We start from the raw sequence: 19,474 nt of genomic DNA on the forward strand, positions 1-19,474 counted from the left end.
ATTCTATCAATGCTAGTATACTGTGTATATGAAACTCACGGATGAGATTGTGAACTGGCTGGCGGGCTGGATTCCGGATCACAAGGCGCAGCCGAAGGGCAGGCGGCCGCCGTTGTCGAAGGCTCGGTCGTTGCGGGGGATCTTCTGGATTCTGGACAACGGTGCGAAATGGAAAGACTTGCCGGCGGAAGTCGGCGATTGCCGCCGCCGCCAGCTTCCGCGCCGCCGCCGTCCACATGGGGCTCTAGCGCAGGTAGGCCACGTCGGCCTGCCAGCCGCGGATGCGGTTATCGAGTAGCAGTTTGCGCAGACGCGGTGAGATGAGCAGGCACGGTGCCGGTGCGAGCAGGCCGCGACGCACGCCGAGCAGCTCACGCGTGCAGGCCACGTCGCTACCGTCCCAGCGCGCGCGGTCCACGAAGACCTCCGACAGCAGGTTCAGCCCGAGCACGTGCCCGTGTGGGCAGCGGTACCGGCCGCGCTCGTCGGCATCATCCAAGTCGCTCCCTGTCCGCGTGGGCGGCACGATCGGCACGGGCGGCGCGGTCACCACGAGCTGGTACCACGGTGGCGGCACGCGGCCCCGGCTCCGCCGGGCGGCGCGGTCGTCGTACTCCTGCCAGGCCCGCCGGACCAGTTCGGCCTGCTGCGGGTGGTTGATCCACGCGTCAAAGGCCGGCCCGGAGTCCGGCACTCCGTCGGCCGCACAGCAGCGTAGCAGCTCGCGCCCGGCCGGCGTCGTCTTGAGGTTGACCGGGCCGTCGCGCGGCTTCCGCCGGTGGCGCACCAACCGCAGGACAAAGCCGGTCAGCCCGGCCGTGCCAAGCAGGTCCGCCAGCCGCTGGGAGACGATCCACTCGTTGGCGATGGTGCGGGCGATGTCCTTGGAGCGCGGGACGCGGGTCAGGTCGAGCACGAGGTCACCCACCTGCACGCGGCCGGCGCCGCAGAGGTCCGGGCCCAGCGACGCGCCCGGGTAGTAGTCGCTCAGGTCCATGACCGGGGCGAACACGTGCGGGCAGGCGTTTGACTCGTCATAGCGCGTGCCGCACTCCTCGCCGGCGGGTTCGAAGACGGCCGTGATCGACAGGTGGAAGAGCTCGGCGGCCGCGAGTTCATCGCGGGTGTAGGCGCGCTGCAGGTACCAGCCCCAGAAGAGCGAGGCATCCAGCCGGTCGCGGATCTCGTGGGCGAGGCGGCAGATCTCGGCGAAGCGGGGATCGTCGGTGCGCAGCCGCAGCTTGCGCACCCTTTCGCCGAGGCGCTGCCCCTCCTCCGGGCCGCAGATCAGGTGGGCGAACTCCTCGTTGACGCGCAGTTCGCAGGTTTCACGCATAGGGTCAGCCTACCAGTCCGTTGACAGTGTCGCTCTCGACTTCGAAAGGCCGCGTTTTATAGCGTCGGCTGCGTCGAAAATGACCGAGCCGGGCTCATTCAACGGACTGTTAGCAGTCCGCCGCGGAAGTCGATTTGGGGCGGATTTCACGCAGCCGCGCGGACAACGTGATCGGCGAACATTGCGCGGCCTCTCGCCGCCATCATGCCCGCGGGACCCGCCAGGCTCAGACCCGCGCCCAGCAGGATGTCCCACGTCAGGTCCTGGCGGTCGTCGCCACGGACCAGCCCGCGGGTGGCGGGGCTCATGCGGGGCATCGTGTGCTCGGCCACGAGCTGCCACCAGCCGGTCGGCTCATCCCGTTTCGAGCGTGCTTCCAGCAGCTTCAGCCCCCGAAGTGCGGCGCTGGCCAGTGCGGCGTGCAGCTCGCCGCGCACGAGGTAGTCGAAGTCGATGGTTTGGCACACGACGCCCGTACGCGGGAACCCGGACGGATGGTCGCTGAACGACGGGTTGACGCGGATCGGGCCGACTTGGCGCGCTCCGGTGTGGCAGTGCGGGCAGCCGATCGCGAAGTCGTACTGGCCCGCGTAGGGATAGCCGAGCTCGCGCGGCGAGCGATTGAGGCTGAACTCCAGCAACGGGGCGGCGCGCAGCTCGTCGATGGTGTAGAGGGCTTCGACGCGCTGGAGGATGCCCAAGTCTGGTGAGAACGCGGTGCCGAACTCCCGTAGCTGCGCCAGGCGCGGGTCGGCCTCGTCGAGTTCACCGGTGAATGCGGCCCGCACACGGTAGCCCTCAGCCGGCTCCCAGCCGGCCAGGAGGTCCAGCGACTCGAGAAACTTGCGCAGACGCGGCCCGTGCTGTCTCGGCACGGAGAATGTTATGTGCACCATTCTCCTCACCTGAAGTACCTCTCTATTGCTCGTACCCACTCCGGATGCCCGTGTCGTGTGTAGACCTCAATGTACACCGGAAGTGCCTCATGCAGTCGTCCGTCTGGTAGGGACTGCGGCAGTCGTGACATGAGGCTATCTCAAAACCGGGACACCTGTTGACTTTGTACAATGATGCATGTTGACACTCACGAATGAGCAATTGGATTGGCTGGCGGACAGGATTCCGGATCGGCCGAAGAGTCCGAAGGGCGGCCGCCCGTCGCGGACAAGCGGCGGACGCTGCGGCATCTTCTGGATGCTGGACAACGGCGAAGTGGAAGGACCTGCCGCGCGAGTTCGCGCGCGGGCCACGGTGCACCGTTGGTTCCGCGCTGGACGCGCGAAGGGCTCTTTGAGCAGGCCATGCGGGCCGCCGGACGCCTGGTCGAACGGCGCGGCGTACCGCGTGTACGAATGCTTCATCGACGGCACCTTCGCCAAGGCCCGGGGCGGCGGTGATGGGATCGGGCTCGGCCACCTCGGAAAAGGCGTGAAAATCATGGTTCTGGTCGATGCTCGCGGGTTGCCGGTGGCGATCGATACCGCGCCGGCGGACGCCCACGAGAGCCGCTGCGTGCAGGCGCTGTTCGACTTCGTGCTGACGCGCGAGACGCCGCCGCGCGTGATCGGCGACAAGGCGTACGACAGCGACAAGCTCGACGAAGAGCTCGCACAGCGCGGCATGGAAATGATCGCGCCGCATCGCGGCAACCGCAAGCCGGAGAATGTGACACAGGACCGCCGGCCGCTGCAGCGCGTGCAGCGGGCGCTGGACGGTGGAGCGGACGATCTCCTGGATCCAGAACTACCGCCGGCTCTGCATCCGTTGGGAGAAGTCGAGCTGCCTGTTCAGCGGCTTCTTGCATATGACCTGTACGCTTCTCTTGCTTTCAGAGGTTTTGAGATAGCCTCATCAGTTCGCGCGTGATCTGCTTGTGCGTTTCCCGTGGCAGGATCACGGCCGGCAGATCATCCAGCGAGATTCCCGTACCCTTCATGTGGCGCCACTCCAGTAGCTTATGAGCTTCGATCTGATGGTTGAAGCCCCTCGTCAGCTTCTTGGCTTGGCCAAACGGCAGTATCTTGAACAGGTGCTCCGCTGCCTTGCCGGTCACTCTGGCCGTGCGGGCGCCCTTCTGCGCCCAGGCGAAGCCCTTCCCGATCACCTGCCCGGCTTTCCCGATCCGAGCGGCCGGGTTCACGCTGGCCACGATGTTCATTGCGTCCCAGAAGCCGCCGCGGCCGGTGCTGAGCAGGTAGACCGACTCGAAGACGTCCAGGCCGAGCAGTGACGAGGCGATGCTCAGGCCCGTGTTCAGGCCCAGTGACGCCCAGCGGGCCCCCTCGTTCAGCGCGCCGAGCGCGTAGAGCCGGTGCCCCTCCAGGTCGGAGATCAGGTCGTCGAAGTCCGCGTCGTCCTCCCAGCTCAGGCCGGACGCTTACCAACGCACACCGTGATTCTCGCTATGGACCTAGATAGAAGCGAGCGACTCGAAGGACGTGCGCAAAGGACGCCGACACAAAGCCGATCGCCACGTCCGGTATGGGCACGTTGTCCGCAGGATCGATCCAGTCATGATATAACTGATAGAGTCGTGTTTGGTCGCTATCATGCTTTAGATAATAATAGTCTCCGCCCATCGCGCACATGCCAATTGGAGTGTATCCGGCCGCCAGCACCGCGGGTCCAGTATACGTGGCGACGAGATCTTCGACAATATCTTCCGGAGCCATCCAATAGAATTCATGATCTCGCCCGGGCTCGTAATCTTCGGATCGCAACATTACTGGGGCCGATGGGGACCCAGCCCTATCAACCGCAAAGGCAACGTGCATGCCACACACCGGAAGATCGCGGAACACCTCAATCAACCCGGGTATCGTTGCCGGCCCAAGCACCTCTAACATGCGCCTCATTTGGATGTCGCCCGCGCGTGTGCCGACAAGGTCGCGGCGCCGAGAGGACAGAGCATTATAGATAGTGGACATCTTCTTACCCAGGCAGGTCAGTGAATCGTCCCAAATCCCACTGTCGCTCCCAGTATCTTATCTTGGCCAATTCAAAGAGCCTCCGTTCCTCCGTCGTCAGTCCCGGTCGTCTTGTTTTAAGGCGTCGGTGCTCTGAAGATAGTACCTCCATGTATGGTCCCTGTGGGTTCTGGTTCACGTGATGGATCTCAATTGGCTTTCCATCAATGCCAATTGGCGCATTGCCGCGCAAGGACGGCGCCTTCGCTATCGACGACCTCGGGACGCGCTGCACGTTCAGGAGACTGAACGCCCCCTGTTTGAACCGACCTCTGTGCGCCTGGAGCGAGTTCGCGGCTGCACCAATACCCTGAAGGGCCTTACCGACCCCAAGCCTTGCCCACGGCGCCGCACCGAATGCGAGCTGCGCGCCGTTCGCCCAGCTAAGGCCGTTCTCGTAGATATCTAGTCCTGCTTCCGCAGCGTTCCACGCGCCTACAACGAGAATGCCGATCCCGCCGGTAGCATAGACGATGGCCTCCTGCACGGCCGCGATTGCGGCTTGCTCGGCCATCCCTATCCAGAAGCGTTTGCCCTCCGCCAGCGCGAGAGCCCGCTCGGCCTGAAGCTCCCAAACGATGTCATCAACCTCGCCGAAGTAGTCGAACAGCCCCAGCGGGTCGCGGCCCATCACGGGATTCGCCCCGGCGAACTGGTACAGGTTCGCCCCGTTGCCGTAATGGCTCTGCGGTGAGATACTCGGAATGTCGAGGAGCGGCGTCGCCGTCACGATCGGCGCGGCCGTGGCGTTCGGGTCACGCGTGACGAAACGCCCCAAATCCGGGCTGTACCAGCGGTTACGCGCGTAGTAGAGCCCGACGGTCGGACGACGGGTGCCGGCGGGTACGCCGCCGGTGCCGGTGGCGAACCGTTCGCCGGCGAGAGGATCGTCGGTGATACGCTCGTCGGGGTCGACGCAGAAGCGCTCGAAGCACAGGCCCTGGTGCCCCAAGCGATTGAATGGGATCGCGACGGTATCGTGATCCTCGGTCAGAACGACGGCCCCGTACGGATCCCACGTGTACTGTTTGACCGTAAGTGGCTCTACGCCCTGGCCGCCACCATCGTTCAGGTCCCCAACCAATCCCGTGACGTTGTAGTTGGCATCGGTAAGGTACGCCGTCATCATTGGCGGCGCGGCCGGCAAGAGCGGATTCGTCGCGACTTGCGCGATGATCTCGTCCACGTACTCCGGCCCCCAGACGTATTCGCGAACCGCGAACGTCGTAACAGGCCCACCGCTCCCCGGTACAACGGTCGCGCTGACTTCCTGGATGCGCCGCACACCGTCGTAGTAGTACAACTCGGCCTGCGCACCATGGGCGGAATCGTACCGCTCCGCACGTACGAGCCGCCCGATCCCGTCGTAACCGTACCGCGCCAGCAATCGTCCGACGGGGGCCGCCGGGTCTCCGGCGATCAGCCGACCGCTGGCGTCGAAGTGCTCGGGTCCCAGGCAATCCGGCCCATCGCAACCGAGGTTGACCTGAACCAGGCGACTGAAGCCATCGTACTGCAGGAACAGTAGCGCTCCGCCGTTCGCGGTCGTGACCGGGAGGAGCACCACGTTGCCGGCGGCGTCATGAACCAAGCCCGAATCGACCGCCGTCCCGCCATCCCACACCGTCGAGACCGCGTCGAGTTGGTTGCTGACGTTTGGCTCGTGCCATACAGCAAACGTGTGTGCCGGGCTCTGGCTGCCATCGAGGTAATCGGCGCGCGCGAGCCCGGCGACGGCGCCAGCACCCGCCCAGTTCCCCAAACTATCGAGCGACCACTGGTTCGTGCGCCGCAGGCGCACGCCTGGGTCACTCACGATGTGCGAGTTCGTCGGGTCCAGCCGGCCCAACTCGGCAGACAGCAACTGACCCAGGGCGTCGTACGTATACCTATAGGAACGCCCGTTGTCGTAGTCGCTCCACCAGAGGTACGACTGTGTGACGCGCGCAAACAGCCTGTTGCCGGCCGCATCATAGCCGTATTGGTAGCGATGGAGCGGCGTCGCGGTCGCGTCGCGGTAGTGCAGGTCCCGTATACGCCCCCAGGCGTCGAGGCCGGTGTAAGTGTTCGCACTGCCCAATTCCTGCAGTACCGTACCGTCGGCCCGCGTACTCCTGACCCTGCGTCCTGCCCCGATGTATTCGAATCCACCGTACTGATAGCCCGTGGATACGTCCCGGAGTGCCGTAATCCGGGCCAAGGCGGCGTCGACACTCGTTGGGCTCGCGCCGTACGCCAGACTGAGCGACACGGAACCACCCTGTGGCCGTGATGGATAGTCGATTCGTCTGAGCTTGTCGGCGTTGACCATGTCGGACGGCAGGTACTCCCACTCGTAGCCGACGACACGCGGCGCTGCGGACCCAATACTCTGTGTCTCACTGAGCAAGTTCCCACGGCTGTCGTATGTGAACGTGCCATTGGTGAGGAGGGCCCCGCCGAATTCATACGCTGCCGTCCCGGCCAGGCGACCGCTCGGTTCGTAGTGGTAATGCACGCGTGCAATGCGGCCAACCGGTTCATGGGCGGTCGGCGTGGCATAATAGTACGCATCGTCGATCCAGGTGTCGGTGCGGCGCCCTTGACCGTCATAGGAGTAGTAAAACGCACTGAACAACTCGTCGATGCCGCCGACGCTTGTTCCGGCCGTCCGCGTCGCCACCGCGCCGTCGGAGTAATAGGTGAACGCGAGGAAGTCTCCGTCGGGGTAGTCGACGCGCGCGATCCAGCCCCGATGTCCGCTATACGCGGACCAGGGCTGGGGAGCACCCGGGGTTCCCGTCTGCGGCAGCCAGTGCCGACCGCCGTCCGTCTCCATTCTCCAGGTAGCCGACATCACCGGGGCGCCGCCACTCCCGTCGGCGTAGCTGAATCGCGTGACTTGAATGGTCTTGTCGTCGGATGTTGCATTCCAGTTGATGTTGGCATAGGTCGCCGCAGCGAGACTCGCGAAGTGCGCGGGGTGGACACCCGCCATCGCGATCAGCCGACCGGAATCGTCATAACGGTATGCCGTGATGGAGTAGTTGCCGTCGGCGTCACGGTCGGTCGCATCTTCGAGCGTGAGTACAAGCCGCCCCAGTCCGTCGTATTCTGAGCGCGTTACTGTGCCGTCGGCGGACCAGAAATACTCCTGTCTGCCGGCGGCGTCGTAGCTGTAGCACGTGCAGGGCACCGCCGCGAGCGCCCCCGACAGGCCACAGGCGGTGAGCCGGCCGTTGGCATCAAGTGTGTAGGGGGGCTGTAACGATGCGTGCGCCGGTGGCGCTGGCGCAGCGCTATACGTGTGATCCGGGTGATTCGTGCCGAAGTCCACATGCGCCATAAGTCGACCAGCGTCGTCGTACCAGGAATACACATACTAATACGGACACATAATACTGGACATTCTGTGGCTTTGTGATATAGTTCATGCATGAGTCAACTCGATACACGCAGGCTTTCGCCAGACGCGCAGGAGCAGCTTCGGGTGCGGGTGGTGACGGCGATCCGCGGCGGCGTGAGGAAGTCGGCGGCCGCGCGGACCTTCGGCGTCTCGCGCACCTCGATCGACACTTGGCTGGCGAAAGTCGAATGCGGCAACATCACCTCGCTGCGGTTGAAGAAGCGCGGCCGGCCCGCCCAGCCGCGGCTGCCGTCTCATCAGGCCGCCACGATCGTCAAGCAGATCACGGATCGCACTCCCGATCAGCTCAAACTGCCTTTCGCGCTGTGGACGCGCGAGGCGGTGCGCGACCTCATCGCCCAGCGCACCGGTCTGGCGGTTTCGGCGCGAACGGCCGGCCGCTACCTGAAGCGTTGGGGCTTCACGCCGCAAAAGCCGCTGCGGCGGGCCTACGAGCGCGACCCGGTGGCGGTGGAGCGTTGGAAGCGCGCGGAGTATCCGGCGATCGTGAAGCAGGCCAAGGCCGAAAACGCCGAGATTCACTGGGGCGATCAGCTTGGGGCGCGCAGCGATCATCAAGCCGGCCGCAGCTACGGCCGACGCGGCGTGACGCCGGTGATCCCGGGCACGGGACAGCGCTTCCGGGCCAACATGATGTCGAGCATCACCAACCGTGGCCATCTGTGCTTCCTGGTCTTCGACGGCTCGTTCAACGCCGAAGTCTTCATCCGCTTCTGCCGTCGGTTGCTGCGTCAGCGGCGCCGGCGCGTGTTCCTGATCGTCGACGGTCACCCGGTGCACCGCTCGGCCGCCGTGCGCGACTGGCTGCACGCCAACCGACGACGCCTCCGCATGTTCTTCCTGCCCGGCTACAGCCCCGAACTCAATCCAGACGAGTACCTGAACAACGACGTCAAGACCAACGCCATCGGCCGGCAGCGGCCCGCGACCAAGGACGAGCTAATCCTCAATCTCGAACAATACCTCCGCGACACCCAGCGCCGACCCAACATCATCCGAAACTACTTCCAAGCCGATCCTGTCCAATACGCCGCAGGGTAGACATGTTCAATGTTTAGTGACCGGGGTAATAGCTGGAGATTGGGTTGTCCCCGGCGCCATCGTATTCCGTGCTCTGCGAGATGATGGCGCGGTCGTTGACGTCATAGGTCGTGCGGCGAGTGGTGACCGCAATCTCACCGACAAGCGTTCGCGTTTCGACAAGCCGGCCCTTGCCGTCGTAGATGTAGCAGGTTCTGACCCCGCCTGCGCCGCGCGTTTCGATCACGCGGTCCGCATGGTCGTAGTAGTTGCGCGTACTTGTATATTGGCCCGTTGCCGGGTCATAAATGCGCTGTTCGATCACGTTTCCACGGGCATCGTAGATGGATTGCGTAAGGTCGTTCGGAACGTTGGGTCCGGCGAGAATCTGCGCGATGACCGTGTCGATTGAGGGCGGAATGATTCCGACAAACGCGCGCGGGTCGGCATCCGAATGACCGACAATCGACGCACTCGATCCGCCGTCGACGTTCGCAGGGTAAGTTGCCGTCAGTACAATCCGGTCGAGATTATCGTACCAGGTCGCCCGTTCCTCCACGATGGGGGCTTCAGCCAGGCCGTCCGCCGTGGCATAAACCGTTGTCCAGACTGGACGCATCCGCCAGTCGTACTCGTATGCGGTCTCGACGCCACCGGTTGCCTCGGCCACGAACGGATCAGCCCCAAGCCAGCCCGTCGTACACTCCGTTCCGCCGTCGGGGCAGACGATCTGCGCGAGGCAGTCCGTATCCCACTCCTCGCAAGCCCGCCACGCGCGGTATTGGTTGGCGACTTTCGTCCGATACTCACGCACGGAAACCAGCTGGTCCGCGTCCGTGAAGCCGCCACCGTATTCGCGACGCTCAACCAGCAGCATGTTGTCCGGGTGCGTGCAGTCGTCGCATGGCGGGGCGGTCTGCCAGTACTCGTGCACGTCGTTTGTCCCGCGGTAGACCCGCTCCAGTCGACCGCGCTGATCGAATACATGCCGCGTAATGGTGCCGTCTGGATCGACCTGTCGCATCCCGAAACCGTAATCATCCGAACTGATCCGCCCACCTAGCGACGCGCCGTCCGACCCGTGGAGCTCGACACCGGCGAACCGACCGCGCTCGTCATACAGGTAATCCCGCGTAGACACGCTCGTGTAATTCGGCTCTCCGGGCGGATAGGTCAGCGGCGCACTCACCGTCGCAAGCGTCTCGCGGATGGGCTTCCCGTTGTTGGACACTACGATCTTGACCGGAGACAGGGCCCTGAAGTTGTCGCCGCCGACCGGAACCACGTCGGTGAGATGCCAAACTGCGAAGCACGTCGGATCGGCCGCGTCCACGATGTACTCGAACCACTCCTCGCGCGCGGCGGTGCCGTTCGTTCCGACGTTGTAACGGATGCGCTGCGGTCCAAACTCCCCGTAGCTGTATTCCGTCACGATCTCGAGCGGTGGAAGCCCTGCCGTAGAGACGTGCGCAAGCCCCGAGGGATGCGCTTCCGCGGTATCCTCCACCCGCCGCACGAGTCGGCCGTACTCATCGTATGTGTTGCGCGTGAGCGTGAGCTCGCGCGGCGTCTCATCGACAAACGAGCCCCGCGCCGACCACTCCAGCCGCCCCTTGTCATCGTACCACTCCACCTCACGGCTTGTCGCCATAGTGCCGGCCACGTCCACGGGTGAAGCGGGACGTATGACCTCTTTTTTGCGCAGGCGCGTATTCCACTGCGGGTCAAACGTGTACTGAATCGTCATTGTGTCCGGCCCTACGCCATCTGCGCGGGCATAGTTTCTCAGGATCGTGGGATAGCTTGCGAATGGTCCCGGTTGGCTTGAGTAGTAATCGAGTTCAGTCACAAGCGCGCGCGGCTGATTGTCACCAGCACCACGCTTGATCGATGTCCTCGTGAGGTAGCCAGGCCACCGCGTGGCTGGCCATGACCCTTCCGCCGGAACACTGTACTCATAATGGTAAACCAACCCTTCACTCGCTTGATTGAAGTTCGGGTCCGACGCACCAGCCGCTCCACCCCTTGCTGCGGCGTTCGACGAGCCGTCCGAGGTTGTCGTAAATGAACTTTTCAGCGTAGCCGACACCGAGTGTCGGTGACGCCCCCGGGGCGGGCTCGTCATTCTCCCATGACCTGTCACGCAGCACGAAGCCGGCGGCGTTGGCTTCCAGGATGCGGTAGCTGGCATCCTCGGGTTCACCTAAAGCTCCCGCAGGTACGTTGAGCCATACGGACTTCCGCAAGCAGGTTCCGTAGACTGGGCGCTCGCGATCGTGTGGCGCCGAAATCGTATACTCATTCTGATCCTGATATTTACAGCGATACGGGTAGGTGGTATCCAGTGTCCGTTCCACCGCCCCATACATCCGGGCACGATAATGCCAGACATCGTACCTGCGATTCGCCTTGCGGTCATAGAACGTTTTCAGTGCACTCGTCTGGAGATACGTCCAATCCTGGGGTGCTTGTGGATCAGACACATTCTCCCACCCCAGCTCATCCTCAAAAAAAGCCGCCAGCACAGGGTGATCGTTGTTGAGGCCGTATTCGAACCGATAGGTTGGCAGCTTTCTCAATGGAGACTGCACAATCTCATCGGCCGCCCCATCGTACACTTCAATTTCGTCATCGTCGGATGTGGCAAAAAGCCGCTCCAGCGCTACCGTCCGGCCACCCGGCACTGCTCGGTACAGCGGGTCAAGCTGCGCCGGCTCGAAGATCATGGAAGGAAGACTCTGCATCTCATCATACGCGGAATGGTGGAACAAGTCCGTGGCGGTGTAGCGGTAGATTACGTCCTCGACCAACACTTGATTCCCGTCAGATGTAAAGACCGTTGCCTTGACAAGGTGGCCCGGTTCAACCCGGTCCTGTATGGTATGAAACCCATCGAAAGCTGAGTGCGCAAAGAGACTCCACGGTGGGCAGTCTGCGCACGCCTCGCAGGCCTCCGGGCAGTTCGGGCAGGCATCACAGGGCACTCCGCCGCCGGCCGGTGTGGCCAGACCGGAGTCCGTATACGTGTACACGGCGCGTTTGACTCGCTCGTAGCCCAGGGTCGTCAAGGTCGTCACATCGGGGTGTTCAACCTGTTCGAGGGCTGCGAGAGTACCGAGATTCAATGCCGTGGCTCCGATCGTCAGACATCCGCTTGGGATCGGCACCTCCCCACGGAACACGTTGATGGCGTGCAGCATGTGCGGGTTTCCGCGCTCATCCTCGCCGGCAATCTGCGGAGTGAACCAGGACCAGAAGCGTCGATGCTCGTAGAGCAGCGTCCAGGCCGCCTGAGACTCACCGGCCGGGACAAGGCGGATCGCTTTGAGCTGCCCCTTTTCGCTGCAGTTCTGGCAGCAGTCGACGCAATCCGTATCCTCCCGCTCACACGGTTCCTGCTTGAAGTCGCAGTACGCGTACTCTATTCGGTTCCCGGCCCGATCCTCGATCGACTCGGCGAGCGCAAGATACGGGAACCCACGGGTAACATCATTCAAACTACCCGGAGGATCATGCTCGAGCAGATAGGCCTGCAGATCCTGCAGCGCCAGCGGGAGGAGGCGCATCGTATACTTGACACTGTGTGCATCCAGCCAAATTTCAAATGCGCTCCCGAGGGTCTGATCCTCATTGACCCACTCTCTGACGACCATTTGCGCATCGAACCACGGTGGAGCGATGTACGCGTTCTCAACGTCACTCCAGATGAATGGAATCGAGTGGTGCGCGTCTGGGAAAAAGTAACACCGCTTCGGCTCGCCCGGTCCTACCAGACCGACATGCGTCGTATCCACGAACAGGACCGGGTGCTCACTCATCATCCAGCCGTTGCCGTTCCAATCCCAAAAGGCACCGGTGAAAGTTGGATCGTACCAGGTGCGCGGGTCGCCCCCGTTACCATCGGAATTGAATCCTAAGGTGAGCCCGACAAAAAAGTGAATCAGGTTGAAGCCGTAGGTCCGCACATGGCGATAAGTGGCTCCGCCAAACGGCAACTCGAAGTCGACGTACTTCAGGAGCGGTACTCCGGTAGTCAGATCGATGAGGCCCTCCTGCGGGCGACGTACGGCTGCCGCAGAACTGAAGCCGCGCGTCCCTCGACTGCCGACAAGGGGGGCCGTGTTCTCGCTCAGCAGCGGCAGATCGGGAATATTCTTGAACTGGTTAGGGGCAAGCTTTGGTGCCGCGAGACTCGGGTAACCCTCCCAGCCACCCTGGCGCCTGTGGCAGCGCGACACGAAATACGGCGAGAACAAGTCGGCTGCACAATCATGCCCTGGAGGAGCCGAAGGGCCGGTGTGGGCCAACAACAGTCCGTTTACCACGATTTCGCAGCCAAGCTGGTTGGGTATCCAAATCTCCACGGAGTCTTCGGAGCCCGGGAGACTCTCGAACCGCGCCGTGATGGCGTGGCTGCTGTCGAGCGGAATCGTGTAGATCGCGTCGCCCGTCTCATGGGCGCCGTCCAACCACACATACGTGGGCACATAGTCTGTCCCACCGGACTTCACGGCCGCAATGAACCCATTGATGTCGGCGAAGGTTATTCGCCTGTCGCCGTTCATGTCCGCGATGGAGGTAGTGTCAAGTCCTGTGTAAATTGAATCTGGGGCATCCGTCACGTTCGTTCACGCCGCATGGGTCTTCGCCTTCGCCTTCACCTTCGTCTTCACCCGGCGGTTCTTTCCTTCCGGCAGCGGTATCTGGGCACACAGGTGCGCCGCCTTCAAGTGCCGCCAGTTCTGCGACAGCCGCATCAGCACCTGATGCACCGTGCACACGCCGCTCTTGGTCTTCTTGAACCGCTTGGCCGCGTTCGTCCGCAGCCGTACGCCCGCAAACGGCGACTCGATCACGTTCGTCGTCCGCAGGTGCGACCAGTGCGGCTCCGGAAACGCGTAGAACGTCAGGCAGCGATCCAGATCGTCCCCAGACAGTCCGCCGCCCGGTCGTAGCCCGCCCGACGGAAGTCCGCGATCACACCGGCCGCCAGCTTCCGCGCCGCCACCTCACTTTCCGCCTGCCAGATCGCCCGCAGTCGCGGGGTCGCCTCGGCTGCTCGGCCTTCGGCAGCTTGTCGAGCACGTTCATCGTCTTGTGATTCGTGCAGCGCTGCTGGGCCGAGTTCGGACTCTGCTCGTTCACCGCCGCCCACAGCCCCAACGCCCCGTCCGCGATCCAGCAGCCCGGCTCGTTCAGACCCCGCTGCCGGCAGTCCTTCAGCAACTCGCCCCAGCCTCGAGCGCCTCGCGATACCCCCTCCCGCAGCGCGAGCAAGTGCTTCTGCCCCTCCGTATCCGCCCCGATCAGCACCATCAGGCAGGCTTTCTCCGTACCCAGCCCGGCCTTCAGGTAAATCCCGTCCGCCCAGATATAGACGAACTTCCGGCCGCCCAGATCCCGCCGGTCGAACGCCGCGTACTCGAACCGGACCCGCCGTGTCAGCCGCCCGACCGTGCCGGGCCACACCGCCGCGCCGTTCCCCGCCCGCAGCCGCAGGGCCGGCTCGAAGTCCCGCGTCGCCAGGCCTTCGATGAACAGCCGCATGAACGTCTCCTCGATCGTGTCGCTGCGACGCTGGTACTTGCGCACGATCTTCGATTCGAACGGCTCTGCCCGGCGGGATGTCGCGCACCCGCGGGACCTCCAGCGGCACCGTGCCGCTGCCCAGCGTCAGCCGCCGCGGCGTGGTCCCGTTGCGGTAGCCGCGGAACTCGCCCTGTCGCTGATACCGGTCGCGCTGGAGGTAGACGTTCACCTCGTCCTCCAACGCCGCCAGCAGCATCTGCCGGGCCCCAGCCGGGCCAGTTCCTCGACCTGGTCCCGAACCACCTGCACGGCCTCGTCCGCCCCCGCCTCGTCCCGCCGCTTGACGCTCGATCCTCGTCCGGTTGTAGTAGCCATCGGGCTCCTCCTGGGAAACGACTCTCGTTTCAAACGCACCAGCAGGATGCCCCACGTTCTCAATTTCCACAAGATTTCAGGCTACCTCCCGCGATGTCGTAGGCCCGGTGATACATGTCGGGGTAGACGGCGGCAATTGCCGCGCGAAAGCATTCAGGTTGCTGGATCGCATGAATGAATGGACTGATATCCGCAAATCCGACGAGCCCGTCGGCGTTGAGGTCGCACTTCAACCAGACGCGCTCGGTAATCCTGCCATACGACTGGTCCGGTTCAGGGTTTACGCGCTGATAGGCGGGCGGAAAAACTTCACAGTTTCCGGGAGCAGCGATGACTTGGGGCGGGAAGATGCTCACGCGGAGGTTGGCGTAAGGCGCACCTGCCTGGCCGATCCCGTCGAGTTCGTAAGTCACCAGCTCGAACGGGCAGAGCGCATTACCGGATTGTGGTGTGATGGTCAGTGGGGTGAAATCGTTCTCCGCGGCAGATGGGACAGTATCCAGGTAGTCTGGGATCAAGTCGCCATTGTCGTCATCGTCGTTAATAAGGACTGTATGGTTACCCTCGGGCACGCCCTTGAGATCAATGCCACTTATGTAGTCATGCTCACAAGGAGGATCTCCAAGCCCCAGCACTCCGAAGGTTCCGTTATGCAACGTGCTACTCGTCGGACTGACAGCGAGAGACGTTTGCGAAGTCCGGAGCGCGTACTCCACAAGGAAGCCGGGGACATCCTCCGGCGTAACCAGGCCGTCACCGGTAAAGTCGGCGACCGCGACCAGGTGGGCCTGCGACTGGCCGGATGTGGACAACCAATGCTGAGGATCGATCACCGCCTGTAGAAATGCGACCAGGTCCAGATCACTGACGAAACCGTCGCCGGTCACGTCACACGTTTGTGAAGAACTTGCGGAATAAGCAGGAATCGCAATTGCTGTCGCTGCAATCAATGGAAGGAATGCACGGCCCAAGCGCCGCGCGCCGATTGTGCTGGTAGTCCCCACGATGACCCTCGCTCAGATAGCACGGCTACCTGGTTGGGCAACCCCCGTGGTTGCCCACCCCGTTCGTCCGACAGCATAGCACTACTTTATGGATAATACAATGTAGAAAAAAACAGCACCTCCAGATCGTTATCGTGTGGATCGTGACGAATGTAACCTGAGGCTATCTCAAAACCGGGACACCTGTTGACTTTGTACAATGATGCATGTTGACACTCACGAATGAGCAATTGGATTGGCTGGCGGACAGGATTCCGGATCGGCCGAAGAGTCCGAAGGGCGGACGGCCCGTCGCGGACAAGCGGCGGACGCTGCGCGGCATCTTCTGGATGCTGGACAACGGCGCGAAGTGGAAGGACCTGCCGCGAGTTCAGCGCGGGCCACGGTGCACCGTTGGTTCCAGCGCTGACGCGCGAAGGGCTCTTTGAGCAGGCCATGCGGGCCGCCGGACGCTTGGTCGAACGGCGCGGGCGTACCGCGTGTACGAATGCTTCATCGACGGCACCTTCGCCAAGGCCCGGGGCGGCGGTGATGGGATCAGCGCGGCCACCTCGGAAAAAGGCGTGAAAATCATGGTTCTGGTCGATGCTCGCGGGTTGCCGGTGGCGATCGATACCGCGCCGGCGGACGCCCACGAGAGCCGCTGCGTGCAGGCTGTTCGACTTCGTGCTGACGCGCGAGACGCCGCCGCGTGATCGGCGACAAGGCGTACGACAGCGACAAGCTCGACGAAGAGCTCGCACAGCGCGGCATGGAAATGATCGCGCCGCATCGCGGCAACCGCAAGCCGGAGAATGTGACACAGGACCGCCGGCCGCTGCAGCGCTAAGCGGCGGCGCTGGACGGTGGAGCGGACGATCTCCTGGATCCAGAACTACCGTCGGCTCTGCATCCGTTGGGAGAAGTCGAGCTGCCTGTTCAGCGGCTTCTTGCATATGACCTGTACGCTTCTCTTGCTTTCAGAGGTTTTGAGATAGCCTCCTGTGTCAGTTGTATGGGTTAGAAGTAGGATTCATTTGGGACGGTATAGATACTTGGGTCAGATTGGCTCCCCCGCAGTGAACACAGCAGGGCCTTGAACGATATGACATACGTCGGGATCTGATCCGCTTCCACCACACACCCGCGCTCGGTTCGAACAGCGCAACCCCCAGTGCATCCGCTGGCGCCACCCTCAGATCCGGCCGCAGTATGAGAAAATCACTCTACCACACACTTGCAGCATATGTACTTGGATTCCATGCGAAGTGTAAGTACCTGGCGTCACGGACGCCCAGCAAGCTCTTGAAGTGGCTGGTTGTCCATGCGCAGTGGGCTTACCATGCGGTACGGCCGGTGTGATTCAAGCCGCTGACTCCGCGCCAGGCAATCCGTACACCGAAGCCCGTGCATGATGTGAGCAGGACGCCCCATGACCCTTCGTGTCTGCAGACTGCCGCTTCCATCCCGCGAGCACCTCGGCAATGCGAACATCCTGCGGACGCAGCCGATCGACGCCGCCGCCTGGGTATGGCATCCGGAGGTGCTTGACCACGAGCAGGTCTTCCTGCTCTTCCAGCGGCGGTTCGCGTCCGGCGGTGAGCCGCTTGTGCTGCATGTCAGCGCCGATGAACGCTACATACTGCTGCTCGATGGTGAGCGCATCGGCCGCGGCCCGGATCGCGGCGACATGGACCACTGGCACTACGCCTCATACCGCATCGAGCTCGGACCCGGCGCGCATACACTCGAGGCGTGGTGCTGGCGTCTGCTTGGTGCAGCGCCGCTCGCGCAAATCTCGTGGCACGGCGGCTTCATCTTGGCGGCTGAGGACCCCTACGACGCCGCACTGACAACCGGCAAGGCATCTTGGAAGGTTACACGCCTGAAATGCCACCGGCCGATCAAGGGGGATAACACGGACTGTTTCGGCGTCGGCGCCGCGCTGGAGTGGGACGCCCGCGCGCACCCATGGCCCAACAACGTGGATTGCGCATCGTTCGTCGATGCGGCTGTCGCCCGCGAGCCAGTGCAGGACAAGCCCTGGGGTGTCGCCACGCTCGGCTGGCGTTTGCTACCGTCGATGCTGCCCGATCAACTCGACCGCCTCGTACATACCGGCCAGGTGGTGGCCGGCGGTGCCGGCACGCTCAACCGTGACGACCCTCTGCCAGCGGAGGCCCTCCACTGGGAACACCTACCGGCATGGCAGGGAGCGATCGACGGTACGTGTCCTGTGACGGTACCGCCGCACACGCGGTGGTATGTGGTCTGGGATCTCGGACAGTACTACTGCGCCTACCCGCGCCTTGACGTGGTTGGCGGCCTGGGTACCCGGATGACCTGGGGCTGGTGCGAAGCGCCCTATGAGCTGGATCACCGGACCAAGGGCGATCGTAACGCGATTGTCGGTAAGCGCTTCGTGTGCTTCACCGACCGTTTCATCACAGACGGAGGTGCACGCCGCTTTACTTCGCACTGGTGGCGCGCGGGGCGCTACTGCGTTATCCATGTCGAAACGGCCGACGCGCCGCTCACCATCACCGCGCTGGCATTCGATGAGACGCGCTATCCGCTGGAGATGACCAGCCGTATCGAGACGCCCGACCCCGACCTGCCTGCTGTGATCAACCTCTGCATCCGCGGTCTTCAGATGTGCAGCCACGAGACTTACGTCGACTGTCCGTACTATGAGCAGCTCATGTATGTGGGCGATACACGGCTCGAACTGCTCACCAGTTATGTGAGCGCCGCTGACGACCGGCTCGCGCGGCAGTGCCTGCGGTTGTTTGACGGGTCGCGCGTAAACTGGGGATTTGTCAATGAGCGCTACCCCTGCCGCGAGCTGCAGCATAGTTGCACGTATGCACTACTCTGGGCGCTGGCGCTGCGCGACTACGCCTGGTGGCGTAACAACCCCGACTTCGTTCGCGCCCGCATGATCGGCCTGCGATGCATGTTGGAGCACTTCGAGCCGTACCTCAACAAGGACGGCCTGCTCGAAGCGCTGCCCGGCTGGTCCTTCGTCGACTGGGTGCCCGAATGGGACCTGGGCTGTGCACCCCAGGGGCAGCACGGCGTCTCGTCGCTGAACAACCTGCATTATGTGCTCGCGCTCCGGGCGGCCGCCGACCTCGAACGAACCATGGGCGAGCCGCTACTGGCACAGCGTCTCACCCAGCGCGCCCGACGTGTGGGCCACGCCGTCGTTGCACACTTCTGGCACCGCGGCCGGGGACTGATCGCCAACGAACCGACCCGCGAAACCTTCAGCGAACATGCCCAGGCGCTCGCCCTGCTAGCCGGCATCGTCACGGGCACACGGGCGCAGCGCGTGCTCAAGGGCCTGCTCGAAGCCCCCGATCTACACCGCGCCAGCTACTACTTCAGTTTCTACATCTTCGAGGCCCTGCGTGCTACCGGCCACGGCGCGCGCGTGCTGGCACACTTCGACTGCTGGAAGGAAATGGTCGCTGCGGGTTGCAGGACACCACTCGAGACGTACGAGCCCAGCCGCAGTGATTGCCACGCCTGGTCCAGCCAGCCGTTGTTCCACCTCTACGCGACCGTGGCCGGCATCCGCCCGGCCGCGTTCGGCTTCCAGATCGTACGCATCGAGCCGAACCTCGGTGATTGGCCCCGCATTGCTGGCACCATGCCACATCCCCATGGTGAGATCGCATTCGAACTTGACACCCCCGGCCGGCGTGCGTTGCTGAGTTTGCCTGCTGCCATTACGGGCACGCTCGCGTGGCAGGGGCGCGAGATTGCGCTGCATTCGGGCGTCCAGGAGCTTCGCCTGTAACACGCCGCAACGCCACCCGGAACCCATCACACTCCCTCCCCCGGCCCGCCGGCG

Annotated in this window: 18 protein-coding genes and 2 pseudogenes; 8 read left to right on the top strand and 12 right to left on the bottom strand. The window is 63.4% G+C overall.

Annotation, left to right across the window (positions count from 1 at the left end; genetic code table 11):
* Positions 1 to 28 precede the first annotated feature (28 nt).
* On the top strand, positions 29 to 298 hold the full coding sequence (locus IPM18_16975) for a transposase (GenBank protein ID MBK9121278.1): 270 nt from the start codon (positions 29 to 31) through the stop codon (positions 296 to 298).
* On the opposite strand, the gene IPM18_16980 is transcribed toward IPM18_16975, so the two are convergent.
* Complete coding sequence (locus IPM18_16980) at positions 245 to 1,336, bottom strand: hypothetical protein (GenBank protein ID MBK9121279.1); 1,092 nt, start codon at positions 1,334 to 1,336, stop codon at positions 245 to 247. The genes IPM18_16975 and IPM18_16980 overlap by 54 nt on opposite strands.
* A gap of 146 nt (positions 1,337 to 1,482) precedes the next feature.
* A complete protein-coding gene (locus IPM18_16985; GenBank protein ID MBK9121280.1) occupies positions 1,483 to 2,232 on the bottom strand; it encodes a hypothetical protein in 750 nt (249 codons plus the stop codon).
* Between the two features lie 178 nt (positions 2,233 to 2,410).
* Here IPM18_16985 and IPM18_16990 point away from each other — a divergent pair, with 178 nt between their 5' ends.
* A complete protein-coding gene (locus IPM18_16990; protein ID MBK9121281.1) occupies positions 2,411 to 3,202 on the top strand; it encodes a transposase in 792 nt (263 codons plus the stop codon).
* Here the strand turns inward: IPM18_16990 and IPM18_16995 are convergent.
* From IPM18_16995 to IPM18_17005, 3 genes are all read right to left on the bottom strand, one after another.
* The gene (locus IPM18_16995) at positions 3,165 to 3,485 is read right to left on the bottom strand and encodes a hypothetical protein (protein MBK9121282.1); all 321 of its coding nucleotides are present in this window, start codon (positions 3,483 to 3,485) and stop codon (positions 3,165 to 3,167) included. The genes IPM18_16990 and IPM18_16995 overlap by 38 nt on opposite strands.
* A gap of 253 nt (positions 3,486 to 3,738) precedes the next feature.
* Positions 3,739 to 4,182 (bottom strand): hypothetical protein, encoded by a 444-nt coding sequence (locus IPM18_17000; GenBank protein MBK9121283.1) that lies wholly within the window; start codon positions 4,180 to 4,182, stop codon positions 3,739 to 3,741.
* Positions 4,183 to 4,267: 85 nt separating this feature from the next.
* Positions 4,268 to 7,627 (bottom strand): hypothetical protein, encoded by a 3,360-nt coding sequence (locus IPM18_17005; protein ID MBK9121284.1) that lies wholly within the window; start codon positions 7,625 to 7,627, stop codon positions 4,268 to 4,270.
* Positions 7,628 to 7,717: 90 nt separating this feature from the next.
* Between IPM18_17005 and IPM18_17010 the strand changes: the two genes are divergently transcribed.
* On the top strand, positions 7,718 to 8,749 hold the full coding sequence (locus tag IPM18_17010; GenBank protein ID MBK9121285.1) for an IS630 family transposase: 1,032 nt from the start codon (positions 7,718 to 7,720) through the stop codon (positions 8,747 to 8,749).
* Positions 8,750 to 8,762: 13 nt separating this feature from the next.
* On the opposite strand, the gene IPM18_17015 is transcribed toward IPM18_17010, so the two are convergent.
* From IPM18_17015 to IPM18_17045, 7 genes and pseudogenes are all read right to left on the bottom strand, one after another.
* Positions 8,763 to 10,475, bottom strand: a complete 1,713-nt coding sequence (locus IPM18_17015) for an RHS repeat protein (protein ID MBK9121286.1) — start codon at positions 10,473 to 10,475, stop codon at positions 8,763 to 8,765.
* Positions 10,476 to 10,704: 229 nt separating this feature from the next.
* Positions 10,705 to 13,293, bottom strand: a complete 2,589-nt coding sequence (locus tag IPM18_17020) for a hypothetical protein (protein ID MBK9121287.1) — start codon at positions 13,291 to 13,293, stop codon at positions 10,705 to 10,707.
* Between the two features lie 252 nt (positions 13,294 to 13,545).
* Positions 13,546 to 13,656, bottom strand: a pseudogene (locus tag IPM18_17025) (hypothetical protein).
* Positions 13,657 to 13,705: 49 nt separating this feature from the next.
* A complete protein-coding gene (locus IPM18_17030; GenBank protein MBK9121288.1) occupies positions 13,706 to 14,320 on the bottom strand; it encodes a transposase in 615 nt (204 codons plus the stop codon).
* Positions 14,321 to 14,354: 34 nt separating this feature from the next.
* Positions 14,355 to 14,513 (bottom strand): annotated as a pseudogene (locus IPM18_17035) (transposase).
* Positions 14,483 to 14,632, bottom strand: coding sequence for a hypothetical protein (locus IPM18_17040; GenBank protein ID MBK9121289.1), 150 nt, complete (start codon positions 14,630 to 14,632; stop codon positions 14,483 to 14,485). Before IPM18_17040 ends, IPM18_17035 begins: the two are co-directional and overlap by 31 nt.
* 59 nt (positions 14,633 to 14,691) lie before the next feature.
* Positions 14,692 to 15,636 (bottom strand): hypothetical protein, encoded by a 945-nt coding sequence (locus tag IPM18_17045; protein ID MBK9121290.1) that lies wholly within the window; start codon positions 15,634 to 15,636, stop codon positions 14,692 to 14,694.
* A 206-nt stretch (positions 15,637 to 15,842) separates the two neighbouring features.
* Between IPM18_17045 and IPM18_17050 the strand changes: the two genes are divergently transcribed.
* From IPM18_17050 to IPM18_17070, 5 genes are all read left to right on the top strand, one after another.
* Positions 15,843 to 16,064: a transposase gene (locus tag IPM18_17050; protein ID MBK9121291.1), complete on the top strand. Its 222-nt coding sequence runs from the start codon at positions 15,843 to 15,845 to the stop codon at positions 16,062 to 16,064.
* A gap of 51 nt (positions 16,065 to 16,115) precedes the next feature.
* Positions 16,116 to 16,331, top strand: a complete 216-nt coding sequence (locus IPM18_17055; GenBank protein MBK9121292.1) for a transposase — start codon at positions 16,116 to 16,118, stop codon at positions 16,329 to 16,331.
* The gene (locus tag IPM18_17060; protein MBK9121293.1) at positions 16,328 to 16,465 is read left to right on the top strand and encodes a hypothetical protein; all 138 of its coding nucleotides are present in this window, start codon (positions 16,328 to 16,330) and stop codon (positions 16,463 to 16,465) included. Before IPM18_17055 ends, IPM18_17060 begins: the two co-directional genes overlap by 4 nt.
* A gap of 16 nt (positions 16,466 to 16,481) precedes the next feature.
* On the top strand, positions 16,482 to 16,613 hold the full coding sequence (locus IPM18_17065) for a hypothetical protein (protein MBK9121294.1): 132 nt from the start codon (positions 16,482 to 16,484) through the stop codon (positions 16,611 to 16,613).
* A 434-nt stretch (positions 16,614 to 17,047) separates the two neighbouring features.
* Positions 17,048 to 19,420: an alpha-L-rhamnosidase gene (locus tag IPM18_17070; protein MBK9121295.1), complete on the top strand. Its 2,373-nt coding sequence runs from the start codon at positions 17,048 to 17,050 to the stop codon at positions 19,418 to 19,420.
* The last annotated feature ends 54 nt before the right edge of the window (positions 19,421 to 19,474 follow it).

The organism is Phycisphaerales bacterium (assembly GCA_016716475.1).
Lineage (GTDB): Bacteria > Planctomycetota > Phycisphaerae > UBA1845 > Fen-1342 > JADJWG01.